Source organism: Bacteroides sp. 1001302B_160321_D4 (genome assembly GCF_015667765.1).
GTDB classification, from domain to species: Bacteria; Bacteroidota; Bacteroidia; order Bacteroidales; family Bacteroidaceae; genus Bacteroides; species Bacteroides xylanisolvens.
Map to the genome: position 1 here is coordinate 12,952 of NZ_JADPLO010000055.1, position 16,356 is coordinate 29,307.

A 16,356-nucleotide genomic window follows, 5' to 3' on the forward strand; every position below is an offset into this window, starting at 1 on the left:
ATCAATTCGTAAAAATTAGGAATATAAATGGTAGCCAATAAAGTATTCATAGCCATACCGAACACAACAGCGGCCCCCAATGCTATACGACTTTGTGCACCTGCACCGGTGGCGAACAACAACGGCATCACTCCTAGTACAAAAGCAAAAGATGTCATCAGGATCGGACGCAAGCGGACATGTCCCGCTTCAAAAGCAGCTTCCCGAATCGAATTACCTTCGGCACGGAAATCACGGGCAAATTCCACAATCAAAATACCATTCTTTGCCGAAAGCGCAATGAGCAGAATGATACCGATTTGCGTATAAATACTGACCGGAGTTCCCATAATCAGACAGCCAATCATAGCACCCAATAATGCGACCGGCAATCCGATAACGGCTGCCACCGGGCTGGTCCAACTCTCATACTGTGCAGCAAGTACCAGGAAAGCAACAATTAGAGCCATCACGAGTACAATGGTAGTTGTATTTCCTGCCTGTGTTTCCTGATAAGCCACAGAAGTCCATTCATATCCAAACTCATCTCCCAGCTGTTCCTTAAATAATGCTTCCACTTCCTGTATGGCCTGCCCGGTGCTACTTCCCGGAGCAACATTACAAGTCAGAGAAGCAGTCGAGTACATATTATAACGGTTTATTTGATCCTGTCCTAACTGTTCCTCCACTTTGGTGAAAGAAGAAAAAGGTACCATCTCTCCTGCCGCATTCGGCACACTTAGTTTCAAGACATCATCAATCACGCGCTGTGCCTGATCCCGTGCCTCAATCTTTACCTGATAGATACGGCCGAATTCAACAAAGTCATTCACATAAGCCGCTCCCATATAATAGCCCAATGTAGAGAAAACATCATTCAAGGCAATCCCCATAAACTGCACTTTATCACGATCAATATTCAAGAAATACTGCGGAACATTTGCCTGATACTGACTGGACACAGATTCTAAAGCTGGCTTAGAATGATAAGAAGCAAGCAACGCATTGATAGCTTGTTGCATTTCCGTCGGTCCCAGGTTACGCCGGTCTTCCAACTGAAGTTGCAAACCGCCGGAAGCACCCAGTCCCGGAATAGCCGGAGGAACCATCGCAAATACTTCCGCAGCCTGAATAGTCATATACGCTTCACCATTAAAACGGTTGACTACGGCAGCAGCCGTATGCTCCTTCCCTTTCCTTTCATCCCAGTTTTTCAGTACCACAAAATAAGTTGCCGAGTTGCTCTGCTCGCCGCCACCCATTATCGAGAAGCCGGAAATGCCAATATAATTCTTCACTTCAGGATAAGAATCCAGAATTGCATTAACCTTATCTCCCACTGCCTGCGTACGTTCAAGGCTGGCTGCAGGCGGAAGTTGAACAACAGCAATAAAATATCCGTCATCCTCGTCCGGAATGAAAGTAGACGGCCAATGCATAAAGAGCAATACAGCAATAACAGTCAAGGCACCGTAGGAAACAAGAGCCATTCCGGGACGTTGAAGTAACCATTTGACAATCTTGTCATACACTCCTTGTGTCTTGTCATAAGCCTTATTGAAACCTTTGTATATAAAGAAGTTAGAAGGTTTGCTCTTTTCAAGAAACAACGCACAGAGCGCAGGAGTCAATGTCAACGAATTAAAACCGCTCAACACAGTAGAAGCAGCAATAGTCAATGCAAACTGCTTATACAACTGCCCCGAAATTCCACTAATCATCATCGTTGGAATAAACACAGCCAGCAATACAAGCACTACCCCGACAATCGGACCTGTAATCTCTCCCATCGCTTTCGTCACCGCTTCGCGGGGGGAGTACTGCCCGGTTTCCAGTAACCTCGAAGCATTCTCCACCACCACTATCGCGTCATCCACCACAATGGCAACTGCCAGAATCAGCCCGAACAACGTCAGTGTGTTGATAGAGAAACCAAATGCCGCCATCACAGCAAATGTACCAATCAACGATACCGGGATGGTAATACAAGGAATAATCACAGCCCTCCAATTCTGCAAGAACAGGAAAATAACGAGAATCACCAGCAAAGTCGTTTCAAAGAATGTGACCATCACTTCATCAATAGAAGCATGGATCACATCGGTCGTATCCAAAGTGACATTATACGAAACTCCTTTCGGAAAACTTGCCGCCAATTCCTCCATTTTAGCCTTCACTCCTTTGGAGACATCCAGCGAATTGGAACCCGGTTGCTGGTAAATAGCAATGGCAGCCGTAGGTTTTCCATTCAATCGTGACACTACGCTATATGACGCAGAACCCAAATCGATGCGTGCAATATCCTTCAGGCGAAGCATCGCTCCGTTCTGTTCGCGGCGGATAATAATATCGCCGAACTGTTCTGGAGATTTCAATCGTCCCTGGACATTCAATGTATACTGAAAAGCATTATTATTATCCTGCCCGATAGGTTGACCGATATATCCGGCAGATACTTCCACATTCTGCGACTGGATAGACTGATAAACCTGTTGCGGTGAAATATTCCGTATACGCATAGCCTCCGGATCGAGCCAGATGCGCATCGAATAGTCCCCCGCTCCCATAACATTCACAGCACCCACTCCGGGCACACGTGTCAGCTGGTCTACTAAATTCAGTTTGGCATAATTAGTCAGATACAGGCTATTGTATACAGAATCCTGCGAAGTCATTGTCAGGAACATCACAATGTTTGAAGACTGTTTCTGCACAGTGACTCCTTGCACAACTACCGGTTCCGGCAGTGATGACTGCGCGATACTTACCCTGTTTTGTACCTGCACAGTTGCCATATCGATGTCCGTACCGACAGCGAATGTAATGGTCAGAGAATACGCTCCCGAAGAGGAAGAATTGGAAGACATATAAAGCATACCATCTACACCATTCACCTGCTGTTCGATAGGAATACCCACTGTTTGGGCAACAGTTTCAGCATTTGCCCCGGGATAAACGGCAGAGACCTGCACTGTTGGCGGCGTGATCTCCGGAAATTGCGCCACAGGCAATATATTGAGTGTGACCAGACCGGCTACTACAATAAGCAGGGCAAGGACAGTAGCAAATATCGGTCGGTTGATAAAAAACTTAGAAAACATAATATATAGGTTTAAAAGCAGCCTCTCCACAGCCTTCTCCCAAAGAGAAGGAGCAAGAAAGTTACTTTTGTTAATTAATCGGTTTTAAGTACATCACCTTTATTGATTTCAGTTGTTAGTCAATCAGTTAGCAAAGAGACTTTACTTTTCTCTCTTAGGAAGAGAATCAGGAAGAGGCTTTATCTTCATTCCGTCTCTGACTTTCATCAAAGCCTCTGTGACATACTGTTCTTGCGGAGAAAGTCCTCCCACTATCTGCCGTAAAGTGCCGTCGACCAACTGCCCTATTTCAATATGCCGGTAATGAACTATATTCGAATCATTTACAACATATAAATATTTGCCCAACTGATCGGTCCCGATAGAACCTTCTTTCACCAGCACCGCATTTTTAGCTTCTCCATAAGGTAAAGTAATGCTTACATACAACCCACTCTTCAATATCCCTTTCGGATTATCAAAATTGGCACGAACCGTCAGCGTTCCTGTATTCAAATCTACATTGGGTGAAAGATAGTCGAGGGCAGCCGGATAAGTTTCAGTTCCCTCCTTTCCCAGTTGAACCATTATTTTCTGCGGAAGATTGGCAGGTAATTGCTGGTTATCCATAGCCATCGTCAACCATTGATTATCAGCTACATTGAAGTAAGCATACATCTGATTATCCTTATAAATAGTAGCCAATGTAACCGGCTGCAACGAGCCGCCGACATAACTTCCTACATCCACCGTCGCCTTACTGATAGTGCCATCAAACGGCGCACGAACATAACAATATCCCAAGTTTGTACGGGCGGTGCTCAAAGCAGCTTCCGCATTGCTGACAGCTGCAACCCCTTCTGCCACAGACGATTCAGCCTGAAGCACCTGTATCTGACTGACAGCATCACTCTTTACAGCCTCTTTCATACGGCTATAATTATTACGGGCATATTCCAGTTGAGCCTGGGCGGTTTTCAGTTCTGCTTCTGCCTGCTCCACCTTGTCTTTATACAAAGTAGGTTCAATGACAAACAGCAGTTGTCCCTGTTTCACTCGTCCGCCAGGGACATACGAGGTAGACTGCAAGGTTCCGTTCACTCGGGCCACAAGATTCACCGTTTTTTCAGTTGTCAGATAACCCGGGTAATCTTTCGTCAAAGTAATATCCTCCACTATGGGTTTGGTCACGCTAATTTCCGGAGTGGGCATACCTCCCATCGCTCCTGTACTTTTCTTCTCCTTGCAACCTGTCAATATAGGCAGTGCAAGAAAGATATACATCAGTTTTTTCATATCTGTTAGGTTATATATTTTTTGATTGATTTTTTTATTCTCTCCAACCGCCTCCCAAAGCCTTGTAAAGGGCTATCAGTTGCAAAAGTGAACTCCCTTGTGCCTGTACCAGCTGATTCTCGTAAGATAACAGAGAACGTTGCGCATCGAGTACGTTTTGGAAAGGCGAGAGCCCCTGCTTGTACAGTTCCAGTGAAAGTTTCAATGTCTCAATCCCTTGATTACGCACTTCCCGCAGGGCGACAATCTGTTTGATTGAATTCCGGTAGCCATTCATAGCGTTGTCAGTCTCCTGTACGGCAGTCAAAACCGTCTGGTTAAACTGATTGATCGCTTCATCCAGTTGCGCTTTTGCCAGTTGGGTTGCGTTCACCAACTGTCCTCCGTTGAAAATAGTCCAGCTCAATGACGGAGCGATTTCATAAGTCATACTTTTACTTTTGGTGAGATCCTTCAAATCACGGGCGGCATACCCAAATGATCCTTTCAAGAAAACTTTCGGCAACCAATCCGCTTTTGAGGCTCCCAGCAATGCCGCTTGTGCATTCACGCTCAATTCCGCACCTCGTACATCAGGCCGTCTCAATAACAAATCGACAGGTAGCCCCACTCCGATCGGTTCCATGTAATCGGGCAGTGTTCCGCCGGATTCGAGAACCGGACGAATATCCTGCGGATACATTCCCAATAAAACGGCCAATGTCGTTATATACTGATTGATACCCGCTTCCAGTTGAGGAATGGAGGCTTTCGTATTATACAACACAGACTTAGCCTGTGCCACATCGAGCTTGGCAACAAGTCCGGTATTATAGCGTACTTCCGTGATTTTCAAAACTTCCTCCTGCGAAGCACTGTTTTTCTTCACCACCTCAAGTTCTTGTTGCAATTCCCTTAGATTGATATAGGCCGAGGCTACCTCCGCAGCCAACGAAACCATAACACCTGTGTACTCTTCCTTACTGGCGGCAAAATTCTCTTTCTGTGCTTTTACCCGCTTGCGGATACTGCCAAAGATATCCAGCTCCCAACTCATACTTAGCGAAGCATCATAATAATGATCCGTTGTTTGAGGCAGCGAACTGGTATTTCCACTTGTTTCCTGACGGGTCCACCCTGCATTCAGTCCGATGGAAGGAAAGAAATTACTACGTTCTATCCAAAGATTGGCACGGGCAGCGGCTATACGGTTGATTGCCATCGCAACGGAATAATTACGATCTACTGCCAGAGCTATCAAAGAGTCCAGTTTGGCGTCTTGGAATGACTTCCACCAATGGTCATCCACCGGAAGTATCTGTTGAAACACTTCCCCGCTCTCTTCCCAATCGTTAGGGAGCGGAGCTTTCAAATAACGGTTTGCAGTCTGTCCAACCGCAGTTACAGTTGAAAGAAACATAAGGAGCGATGTGCCCCACACTCGTATACTCATATCAGTTCAGGTTTTTATGAAATGAAAAGATAACAACTAAAGGGTAAGTTTGTTTACCGGAGTAAAATTGGAGTAAAACTCCCACGCGACGCAATATTATTTTGAAGTATTCGATTTCCCTTTATACGGGCACTCACTAAAACAAAAAAGCCCCGCATTGCTGCAGGGCTTACTTTATATCTCAAAATAGTAACTTTACTTACTACTTCACTGCTTTCTTTATTCAGCAGTTTTTCTTCTGATAGCTCTTTTGGTAGTAGTTGCCGGAGCTTCTTCCACCTTGTGTTCGATTTGTACACCAGCCAATTCCGGGTCAATCATAATACGTCCGCAGTATTCGCAAACGATTACTTTCTTACGAGAGCGGATATCCAGCTGTCTCTGGGGCGGAATCTTGTTAAAGCAACCACCACATGCGTCACGTTGTACATACACAATACCCAATCCGTTACGAGAGTTCTTTCGGATACGTTTGAAAGACTGCAACAGACGTGGTTCAATCTTAGTTTCCAAGTCTTTAGCTTTGTCTCTCAATTTCTCTTCTTCCTGTTTGGTTTCAGAGATAATTTCATCCAGTTCGCTCTTTTTCTGCTCCAGGTCTTTCATTCTTTCGTTAAGAATCTGATCGTTCTTGGTCACTTCAGCCTCTTTTTCTTCTTTATCAGCAGAATATTCTTTGATTCTCTTTTCGCAAAGTTCGATCTCCAATGTCTGGAATTCGATTTCCTTCGTCAAGAAGTCATATTCACGGTTGTTGCGAACATTGTCTTGTTGTGACTTATATTTTTCTACTGAAGCCTTTGCTGTTTCAATTTCTACTCTCTTGCCGGCAATAGCAGATTTCAGTTCATCCACTTCAGCTTTGATCTTGTCGATACGGGTACTCAAACCGGCAATTTCATCTTCAAGGTCTTGCACTTCCAACGGAAGTTCACCTCTCAATGTCTTGATTTCATCAATCTTAGACAACATCGTTTGCAGTTGGAACAGTGTCTTCAGTTTCTGTTCTACCGTCAACTCATTCGGATCTTTTTTTGCTTCTCTAGCCATTTTACTTATAAATATTTTATGGGATTCGTATTTATTTTACTCAATTGGAGTGCAAAATTAGGAAATAAATCCCGGATTATGGAATAAAAAATTTCTTTTGTATATTGTTCGCTTTCGTAATGACCAATCTCTGCCATCAGAATATCTTCTTCATGACCGAAATAATCATGATATTTAATTTCGCCGGTAATAAAAACATCCGCTCCCGACCGGATTGCCTGTGGAAGCAAAAATGCACCTGCACCGCCGCACAATGCCACTCTCTGTATCTCTCTTCCCTTCAGCTTGTTGTGACGCAAACATCCCACTTCGAATGTCTTTTTGATGCGTTTCAAAAATTCGAGCTCTGTCTCCGATTCATCCAATTCACCGACAATTCCCGATCCCGCCTGCAGCCAGTCGTTCAATAACGGATAAATGTCGAATGCCGGTTCCTCATATGGATGGGCAGCCAATAAAGCCTTGATGGTTTCCGCCTTTTTAAAGGAAGGAAGAATCGTTTCAATCCTCACCTCCTCTTCGTGGTGCAGTTCTCCAATTATTCCACAGAAAGGATGCGTTCCCTCTTTTGCCCGGAAAGTTCCCTCTCCTTTCAGATTATAACTGCATGAATCATAGTCGCCTATATTTCCGCATCCGGCAGCAAACAGTGCTTCGCGTACCGCGTCAGCTTGTGCGTAAGGGACAAACGTCACCAACTTAACCAAGTTATTCTCTTTCGGCTCAAGCACTTTCAAATTCTTCAATCCGATTTTTTCGGCTATCTTATAATTGACTCCACCTTGTGCATTATCCAGATTGGTATGCGCCGAATAGATCACAATATCATTCTTTATTGCTTTCAATATACAGCGTTCCACATAATCCTTGCCCGTAATGGATTTAGACCCTTTAAAAATCAGCGGATGATGAGATATAATGAGATTGTAACCCAACGCGATCGCTTCATCCAACACGGCTTCAGTAACGTCAAGACACAACAAAGCCCCTGTTGCTTCCGCTTCTGTCAATCCGATTTGCAGGCCGGCATTATCAAAGCCGTCTTGCAATGGCAGAGGCGCGAATCGTTCAAGGGCGCTTACTATTTGCTTAATTTTCATTATTTGGTAGAAAATTTGGTTGCAAATATAATAAATAAAAAAGGAATAATCATACTAAACGGTCGTTTTTTAGAGAATTTATCGTTATCCGTTTTCTTGAGACCACCGTAAAAAGATATCAAATACCACCCGAAAACTATCAAATAAGACCTAAAAACTATCCGATGATAGAAATTCCCCTAAATTCCGTCGGATTCTCCCCCAGCGGGATCGACAAAATACCTTAAACTTGCAACATCAAAATTTTAACAACGAATACTCACATTTTAAAAACAACACATATGAAAAGTTTAAGCTTCAGAAAAGACTTGGTAGGCGTTCAGGAAGAACTACTACGTTTCGCATACAAACTGACAACAGACCGCGAAGAAGCGAACGATTTGCTGCAGGAAACCTCATTAAAAGCATTAGATAACGAAGAAAAATATACACCTGATACAAATTTCAAAGGATGGATGTATACCATCATGCGCAATATCTTTATCAATAACTATCGCAAGGTAGTTCGTGACCAGACATTTATTGACCATACAGACAATCTCTACCATCTTAATTTACCGCAAGACGCAGGGTTTGAAAGTACGGAAAAGACATACGACCTGAAAGAGATGCACCGCGTAGTCAATGCTCTTCCGAAAGAATACAGAATTCCGTTCGCCATGCACGTTTCCGGATTCAAATACCGCGAAATTGCAGAAAAACTGAATCTTCCGTTGGGCACTGTAAAGAGCCGTATCTTCTTCACGCGCCAGAAATTACAGGAAGAACTGAAAGACTTCCGCTAAACCCTAACTATATCTACATCAGTTTCAGATTAAACAATTGATTTCATTTTTCAGTTTTATCAATAGGCAAAAGGCAAAGAGAGTGTATATTCTTTTTGCCTTTTGCCTGTTTTCATCGGACAAATATGGATAAAAATCAATGCCGGAATAAAAACTAATTATAAAATTCTGCGTAAAACTTCCGTTATTTATTGAAAATCTGTATTTTTACTTCCACTAAATAATAAATACGATGAAAACAATTCTGACTCTACTGTTGCTGATAGTTGTGACGACCTCCTGTCAACTCAAAAAGAGTGATAATACGGAAACGGCTGTAACCGAGTCTACAGAAATTGACAATGCCGAAGATTGCACGGCAGATACGGTCAAAGCTACTGCTATCTTCTGGATTGATAAAGCAGAAACCAAACACTGCAAAGAGTACGGCTTTCGTACCATCAAAGCCCATGTTCTCATTCGTGAAGATGGAAAGGTCGATTTGATGTCATTCGTCAAAAAACAATCCCCGGCTGTAGAGACGTACATACGCCATCATCTTTCCAAATTTAAAGTGTCGGAAAAGATGTTTGAAGGCGGGTATGTGCAACCCGGAGAACAATTCGTGCAGCTTCGCTGCTTATGGGGAATGTTGAAAGGCAAGTAATCAATGTGCTCACAACCGGAGCTAAAAGCAAAGATAACCCGTTGTCTTAGCGTCTATCTTTCGCTTTTCATCTGTACTTTGTTTTTCAGCGCATACCGCTCGTCTACCACCCTGTCGGTAGGAAAGAAAGTGAAAATAAGCCGCCACTCTCCTTCTTTATAGATAAATTTACGCCCGCTGGCTCCACGAAGAATTGCTTTGTGCTTTTCCCGCAGGAACGATTCGATATGTTCCGGCATTTCAGTGCCGGATGCCGAAAACTCCACTGTTATAAAAAAATGCGGAATAGAAGTTTCAGCCACTTTACGGAATATCTGATCGGTAATTGTCATTTTCGGGGTTCTTTGGTTACCTCTAATAATTTCCCATATGCGTCAAAAGATCGGCGTGAAGCCAATGAAATAGTAATCATCAGCGACAGCATAGATGCCGTAAAAGTAATCACCATAATCATCATCTGATACTTGATGGCAACATTCGGACTGCTTCCTCCCAGAATTTGTCCGATCATTGTGCCGGGAAGAGCAACCAATCCCATCACGGAAATGTTCGCAATCAGCGGACTGAAGGATTTAATAATGGCCTGTCGGATAAATGGAGCCTGCGCTTCCTGCCTTGTTGCTCCGTTCCCCAGTAAATAACGGTACAACTGTTGCTCACGTTTTAATCCGCTATAATACGTATTCAAAGCTATCACATTGCTCGAAAGCATATTACCCATCAGGATACCGAATATCGGAATAAAGTATTGGGCGCTAAATATATTGTCCAATTGAAGAACAATACCGATAAAGTACAAGCCTACCAGTACAACACTACAAAGAAATCCTACCGTAATAGGGATTAATAAGATACGATGTTTCAACTGGGTACGCACCAGTGCTGTCTGTCCGGCTACGAATATCATAATTATCACCCAAAGGAAGTTAATCCAGGGATTGTTCCATAAAAAGAGATATTTCAGATACATGCCGATAAAGAACAGTTGGATAATCATCCGTACTGTACCAATCAGGGCAGGTTTCAGTAGTCCCGTTTTAAACTTCCAAAGATAAAAGAACGGGATGGCAAGCAGAAGCAAGCCTATAAAAAGATTATAATATGATATATCAATCGTTCCCACAGTGTATTCTTAACAATTCTATCCGATTCGTGTTAGCGTTCTCTCCAATCGTTACAATTCTATTAAATAATGACAACCCGAAGCAAAATCCTTATCATGCGATACGGCCAGCACTGCTGTTCCCCTTTCCGCCTGTCGCCGGAAGAAAGACAAGACCCTACCGGTCGAATCGGCATCCAAAGCAGAAGTAGGTTCGTCTATAATAATCAGAGGTTTATTGAGCATAGCGGCTACAGCAAGCATGATGCGTTGACGCTGACCGCCCGACACTTCATTCACTCTCTTGGTATATAATTCATGTTCCAGTCCCAATTCATCAAAACAGGCAAAAAGCCTTTCTTCCGAAAAAGGGACAGAACGGTTCACTTTCAGTCCGAACGGGAGAGCTACCATCTCTTTCACCCATTCGAAAGGCAATGCCAATTCCTGGGGAATCCATGCAATCTGCCTACGGACACTATCGATGGTTGATCTATCAAGCAATGTTTCCCCTACCCGCACAGATCCTTCTTTCAAAGGTACAAACCCCATCACCGCATTCAGCAACGAAGTTTTTCCACAACCGGATTGCCCTACGATACAGGCTGTCTCTCCCCTTTCCAGTTTCATATTAAAACCGGAGAAAAGCACTTCCGTACCAAAAGCAATACAGGCGTTATTAATATGTAGCATAGCGTTTTTAATTCTTTCTCTCCGGCAAAGGTACTATTTTCTTGAAAAACGTTATCTTTGCCTCACTAATTAATTCAAGAAAAGTTATGATACTGAACGAAAGAGATGCCCGTCATGAGCATGTATTACAAGTAGCCCGCCAGATGATGACGGCTGCGCGTACTGCTCCGAAAGGAAAAGGAATCGATATTATCGAAGTGGCCCTAATCACGGATGAAGAGATTAAACAACTATCGGACACTATGATAGCTATGGTAGAAGAACACGGAATGAAATTTTTCCTTCGTGATGCCGACAACATCTTAAGTGCCGAATGTGTTGTATTGATAGGAACACGCGAGCAGACACAAGGCTTAAACTGCGGTCATTGCGGCTTCACCACCTGCGACGGACGTACCGGAGGAGTTCCCTGCGCATTGAACAGCATAGACGTAGGTATCGCCATAGGTTCCGCCTGTGCTATGGCAGCCGATTTGCGTGTAGACACACGTGTGATGTTCTCCGCCGGGCTGGCAGCACAACGCCTGAACTGGCTGAAAGACTGCAAGATGGTAATGGCCATTCCTGTAAGTGCATCTTCTAAGAATCCGTTCTTTGACCGGAAGCCAAAGCAAGAAACGAATTCATAATAATACGTAATGATGCGTAACAGGCACACTGACGACTGACGCAGACAATAAACTGATTTTATAAATAACCAAATAGATAATAGTCTAATGGGAATCATGGTTGGACTTCCCAGCCCAAGTGGCTCGGAGAAAGATTTGCAATTGAATTTCGGCAAAAACATGACCGTGCAGGTAGAAATGAGAGCCCCTCATTTGCCCGCCGAATGGCATACGCAGAGTGGTATACAGTTGACATGGCCACACGCCGGTACAGACTGGGCATACATGCTGGCAGAAGTGCAAGAGTGTTTTATAAACATAGCCAGGGAAATAGCGAAGCGAGAGTTACTATTGATTGTCACCCCCGAACCGGAAGAAGTGAAAAAACAGATAGCCGCTACCGTCAACATGAACAACGTCCGCTTTCTGGAATGTGCCACCAATGACACATGGGCACGCGACCACGGAGCCATCACCATGATAGACACCGGCACCCCTTCCCTGCTCGACTTTACATTCAACGGCTGGGGACTGAAATTTGCTTCCGAACTGGATAATCAAATCACCAAACAAGCGGTAGAAGCCGGAGCCTTGAAAGGCCAGTATATAGACCGCCTCGATTTCGTTCTCGAAGGAGGCTCCATCGAAAGCGACGGAATGGGCACACTGCTCACTACCTCCGAATGTCTGCTGTCTCCCCAGCGGAACGGGCGACTGAACCAGGTAGAGATAGAAGAATACCTGAAATCAACCTTCCACCTGCAAAAGGTTCTTTGGTTAGACCACGGCTATCTTGCCGGTGACGACACTGACAGCCACATCGACACTTTGGCACGTTTCTGTTCTACCGACACCATTGCTTACGTAAAATGCGACGACAAAGAAGACGAACACTACGAAGCATTACTCGCAATGGAGGAACAACTGAAAACATTCTGCACCTTAGCAGGAGAACCCTATCGCCTGTTAGCCTTACCGATGGCGGACAAGATCGAAGAAGACGGCGAACGCCTGCCCGCAACTTACGCCAACTTCCTGATTATGAACGAAGTTATTCTCTACCCGACATACCATCAGCCGGCAAATGACCAAAAAGCAAGAGAAGTGTTACAACAAGCATTCCCAGACTATCAAATAATCGGAATAGACTGCCGTGCCCTGATTAAGCAACACGGTTCCCTGCATTGTGTCACCATGCAATACCCATTGGGAGTTATAAAATAACGAATGAATCAACCAAGTAATTATTCATCATGAAAAAGATAAAAGTCGGAATCATCCAACAATCCAATACCGCAGATATTCGGGTCAACCTGATGAACCTCGCAAAGAGTATCGAGGCTTGCGCTGCTCACGGTGCGCAACTGATTGTGCTTCAAGAGTTACACAATTCACTTTATTTCTGCCAAACAGAAAACACCAACCTGTTTGATCTGGCTGAACCCATTCCCGGACCATCCACAGGCTTTTATTCCGAGTTGGCAGCCGCCAATAAAGTAGTCCTTGTCACCTCTCTTTTTGAGAAACGTGCCCCCGGACTATATCATAACACCGCTGTTGTGTTCGACCGCGACGGAAGCATTGCGGGTAAATACCGGAAAATGCATATTCCCGATGATCCGGCTTACTACGAAAAATTCTATTTCACTCCCGGAGACATCGGTTTTGAACCCATTCAAACCTCTTTAGGAAAGCTGGGCGTACTGGTATGCTGGGATCAATGGTATCCGGAAGCTGCCCGCCTGATGGCACTGAAAGGTGCGGAACTTTTAATTTATCCTACTGCCATTGGCTGGGAAAGCAGTGACACGGACGACGAAAAAGCCCGCCAACTCAACGCCTGGATTATTTCGCAGCGTGCCCATGCCGTTGCCAATGGTCTTCCTGTTATCTCCGTCAACCGTGTAGGACACGAGCCCGATCCTTCCGGACAGACAAACGGCATCCTATTTTGGGGAAACAGTTTCGTAGCAGGACCGCAAGGAGAATTCCTGGCACAAGCCGGAAACGATCATCCGGAAAACATGGTAGTGGAAATAGATATGGAACGCTCGGAAAACGTCCGCCGCTGGTGGCCTTTCCTCCGTGATCGCCGGATTGACGAATACGAAGGACTTACCAAACGCTTTCTCGATTAAAGTTCAATGCAGAAGTTCCCCAATAAAGTTCACTCCCAAAGACATAAGAGAGGATATTTATAAATATCACAACAAAAAAGGAGCTGTCTAACGAATTCTAAATATTGAAAATCACCCACGCTACAGATAGTTATAGCGTGGGTGAAATTATTAATAGGGACTTGTCAGACAGTCCCTATTATATTTATTATGTGGGAAATGTCTCTGCTACAATAAGGAAATAAGAAGGGCACAGAGTCAAAATCTAAATTTAAAACTCTGTGCCCTTTTTATATATTATATTTAATAACTATTTCATTGAAAAGTTATTTTCTTGTTGGCTAGGAAATTAGCTCCTCCATAAATAAACAATCCCAGAAATTGAGCCAGATATTCATTCATGTCCAGTCCTTCTACCAATAAGATAAGAAATAAAAACTGTGCGGTGTAAGCCACGGCAAAAGCAGAACAAAAGAGCAGTATCTGTTTCCAGATACTATTCTTTTTATTTTCTACAGGGAATATCCAGTATTTGCACCAGATAAAGTTATGGATTTGAGCTATCAGATACGCTGTTATATTAGCCACCATATAGTCGCCGTCAAATGACATTTCTTTCATCATTAACCATACAACCAACGCCATAATCAAAGCGTTCATTGTACCGATGACTATAAAACGGAATATGCGTACAGATTCTTTCACTCGCCCTCTTTCAAATCTACGATCAAATTCAGTTCATCAAGCTGGCTCTGGTCGATTGCAGAGGGCGCGTCCAACATCACATCACGTCCGGAATTATTTTTCGGGAACGCAATACAGTCGCGTATAGAATCCAATCCTGCAAACAAAGACACCCAACGGTCGAGTCCGTATGCCAAACCACCGTGAGGAGGCGCACCATACTTAAAGGCATTCATCAGGAAGCCAAACTGTGCCTCTGCCTTCTCCGGAGTGAATCCAAGAATCTCGAACATCTTCGCCTGCAATTTCGCATCGTGGATACGGATAGATCCGCCGCCAACTTCCACACCGTTGATTACCATATCGTATGCATCTGCACGTACAGCTGCCGGGTCAGTGTCCAACATCGGAATATCTTCCTCTTTCGGATGAGTAAACGGATGATGCATAGCCATCAGGCGTCCTTCCTCTTCGCTCCATTCGAACATCGGGAAGTCAATCACCCAAAGGCAAACAAACTTATTCTTATCACGCAATCCCAGTTGAGCACCCATTTCCAGACGAAGCTCGCAAAGTTGTTTACGTGTTTTCATTACATCGTCGCCAGACAGAATCAGAATCAAATCACCCGGTTTAGCTCCGAATGCTTCTTTCATTTGCTGGAGCACCTCCTGCGCATAGAATTTATCTACACTCGATTTCACCGTTCCGTCGGCTTCCACACGGGCATAAACCATTCCTTTCGCACCAATCTGCGGTTTCTTTACAAATTCGGTCAATGCATCCAGCTGCTTGCGGGTATAAGTCGCAGCACCTTCTGCACAGATACCGCCCACATAAGCCGCATTATCGAATACAGAGAATCCGTGACCTTTCATGACGTCCATCAGTTCCACGAATTTCATGCCGAAACGCAAATCCGGTTTATCGCTACCATAATATTTCATGGCGTCCGCCCAAGACATACGTTGGAATGGTTCATTCAGTTCCACACCACGAAGAGTCTTAAACAAATGTTTAGCCATTCCTTCGAAAGTAGTGATAATATCTTCTTGCTCAACGAAGCTCATTTCACAGTCGATCTGTGTAAATTCCGGCTGACGGTCGGCACGCAAGTCCTCGTCGCGGAAACATTTCGCAATCTGGAAATAACGGTCGAAACCGGAAACCATCAACAACTGTTTTAAGGTCTGCGGAGACTGCGGAAGTGCGTAGAACTGTCCCGGATTCATACGTGACGGCACCACGAAGTCGCGTGCGCCTTCAGGAGTAGAACCGATCAAAACGGGCGTTTCCACTTCGATGAAACCCAGACTATCCAGATATTTGCGAACTTCAATTGTCATTTTATGACGCAGTTCCAAATTGGAACGTACAGCGTTACGGCGTAAATCCAGATAACGGTATTTCATGCGGATATCATCCCCCCCATCCGTGTTATCTTCGATAGTGAACGGAGGAGTCATGGCAGTATTTAGTACGTTCAGTTCGGAAACAATGATTTCAATGTCTCCGGTAGGAATGTTTGCATTCTTGCTGAAACGTTCATTAACCGTTCCTGTCACTTGAATGACGAACTCACGTCCCAATTTATTAGCACGTTCACAGAGTTCAGCATTAATTTCTTCATTAAAAACCAATTGGGTAATTCCGTAACGGTCGCGAAGGTCAATGAAAGTCATCCCTCCCATCTTACGGCTGCGCTGTACCCATCCGGACAGCGTGACTTGCTTGTTTACATCAGAGATTCTAAGTTCTCCACATGTGTGCGTTCTAAACATATA

At 44.3% G+C, this 16,356-nt stretch carries 15 protein-coding genes; 5 read left to right on the top strand and 10 right to left on the bottom strand.

The window, feature by feature from the left end:
- The 5 genes from KFO40_RS18995 to KFO40_RS19015 all read right to left on the bottom strand — a co-directional run.
- The coding region (locus tag KFO40_RS18995; protein WP_248005605.1) for an efflux RND transporter permease subunit at nt 1–3,080 on the bottom strand (3,080 nt) is incomplete at its 3' end.
- A gap of 141 nt (nt 3,081–3,221) precedes the next feature.
- Nucleotides 3,222–4,355, bottom strand: a complete 1,134-nt coding sequence (locus KFO40_RS19000; RefSeq protein ID WP_181981121.1) for an efflux RND transporter periplasmic adaptor subunit — start codon at nt 4,353–4,355, stop codon at nt 3,222–3,224.
- 34 nt (nt 4,356–4,389) lie between these two features.
- Nucleotides 4,390–5,787 carry an efflux transporter outer membrane subunit gene (locus KFO40_RS19005; RefSeq protein ID WP_117685094.1) on the bottom strand — a complete coding sequence of 466 codons (1,398 nt, stop codon included), beginning with the start codon at nt 5,785–5,787 and terminating at the stop codon, nt 4,390–4,392.
- A 219-nt stretch (nt 5,788–6,006) separates the two neighbouring features.
- Nucleotides 6,007–6,837 carry a zinc ribbon domain-containing protein gene (locus KFO40_RS19010; RefSeq protein ID WP_004312909.1) on the bottom strand — a complete coding sequence of 277 codons (831 nt, stop codon included), beginning with the start codon at nt 6,835–6,837 and terminating at the stop codon, nt 6,007–6,009.
- Nucleotides 6,838–6,842: 5 nt separating this feature from the next.
- Nucleotides 6,843–7,937 carry a Nif3-like dinuclear metal center hexameric protein gene (locus KFO40_RS19015; RefSeq protein WP_117685096.1) on the bottom strand — a complete coding sequence of 365 codons (1,095 nt, stop codon included), beginning with the start codon at nt 7,935–7,937 and terminating at the stop codon, nt 6,843–6,845.
- A 281-nt stretch (nt 7,938–8,218) separates the two neighbouring features.
- Here KFO40_RS19015 and KFO40_RS19020 point away from each other — a divergent pair, with 281 nt between their 5' ends.
- Nucleotides 8,219–8,722 carry an RNA polymerase sigma factor gene (locus tag KFO40_RS19020; RefSeq protein WP_117685098.1) on the top strand — a complete coding sequence of 168 codons (504 nt, stop codon included), beginning with the start codon at nt 8,219–8,221 and terminating at the stop codon, nt 8,720–8,722.
- Between the two features lie 232 nt (nt 8,723–8,954).
- Nucleotides 8,955–9,368 (top strand): DUF4891 domain-containing protein, encoded by a 414-nt coding sequence (locus tag KFO40_RS19025; RefSeq protein WP_117685100.1) that lies wholly within the window; start codon nt 8,955–8,957, stop codon nt 9,366–9,368.
- Nucleotides 9,369–9,421: 53 nt separating this feature from the next.
- Here the strand turns inward: KFO40_RS19025 and KFO40_RS19030 are convergent, their stop codons facing one another.
- From KFO40_RS19030 to KFO40_RS19040, 3 genes are read right to left on the bottom strand one after another with little or no spacing between them, the layout of a single operon-like run.
- Entirely contained in the window at nt 9,422–9,700 is a 279-nt protein-coding gene (locus KFO40_RS19030) for a hypothetical protein (protein ID WP_074704652.1), read from the bottom strand.
- Nucleotides 9,697–10,491: an ABC transporter permease gene (locus tag KFO40_RS19035; protein WP_004312875.1), complete on the bottom strand. Its 795-nt coding sequence runs from the start codon at nt 10,489–10,491 to the stop codon at nt 9,697–9,699. The genes KFO40_RS19030 and KFO40_RS19035 overlap by 4 nt, the downstream gene beginning before the upstream one ends.
- A 51-nt stretch (nt 10,492–10,542) precedes the next feature.
- Complete coding sequence (locus KFO40_RS19040; protein ID WP_009041048.1) at nt 10,543–11,163, bottom strand: ATP-binding cassette domain-containing protein; 621 nt, start codon at nt 11,161–11,163, stop codon at nt 10,543–10,545.
- Between the two features lie 86 nt (nt 11,164–11,249).
- On the opposite strand from KFO40_RS19040, the gene KFO40_RS19045 reads away from it, so the two are divergent.
- From KFO40_RS19045 to KFO40_RS19055, 3 genes are all read left to right on the top strand, one after another.
- A complete protein-coding gene (locus KFO40_RS19045; protein WP_118407558.1) occupies nt 11,250–11,792 on the top strand; it encodes a ferredoxin domain-containing protein in 543 nt (180 codons plus the stop codon).
- An 87-nt stretch (nt 11,793–11,879) separates the two neighbouring features.
- Nucleotides 11,880–12,995 (top strand): agmatine deiminase family protein, encoded by a 1,116-nt coding sequence (locus KFO40_RS19050; RefSeq protein ID WP_151935468.1) that lies wholly within the window; start codon nt 11,880–11,882, stop codon nt 12,993–12,995.
- Between the two features lie 29 nt (nt 12,996–13,024).
- Complete coding sequence (locus KFO40_RS19055; protein WP_015531126.1) at nt 13,025–13,909, top strand: carbon-nitrogen hydrolase; 885 nt, start codon at nt 13,025–13,027, stop codon at nt 13,907–13,909.
- A 294-nt stretch (nt 13,910–14,203) separates the two neighbouring features.
- Here KFO40_RS19055 and KFO40_RS19060 read toward each other — a convergent pair whose 3' ends face one another.
- Nucleotides 14,204–14,593 carry a GtrA family protein gene (locus tag KFO40_RS19060; protein WP_009041050.1) on the bottom strand — a complete coding sequence of 130 codons (390 nt, stop codon included), beginning with the start codon at nt 14,591–14,593 and terminating at the stop codon, nt 14,204–14,206.
- On the bottom strand, nt 14,590–16,353 hold the full coding sequence (aspS, locus tag KFO40_RS19065) for an aspartate--tRNA ligase (RefSeq protein WP_211146703.1): 1,764 nt from the start codon (nt 16,351–16,353) through the stop codon (nt 14,590–14,592). The genes KFO40_RS19060 and aspS overlap by 4 nt, the downstream gene beginning before the upstream one ends.
- Between the last annotated feature and the right edge of the window lie 3 nt (nt 16,354–16,356).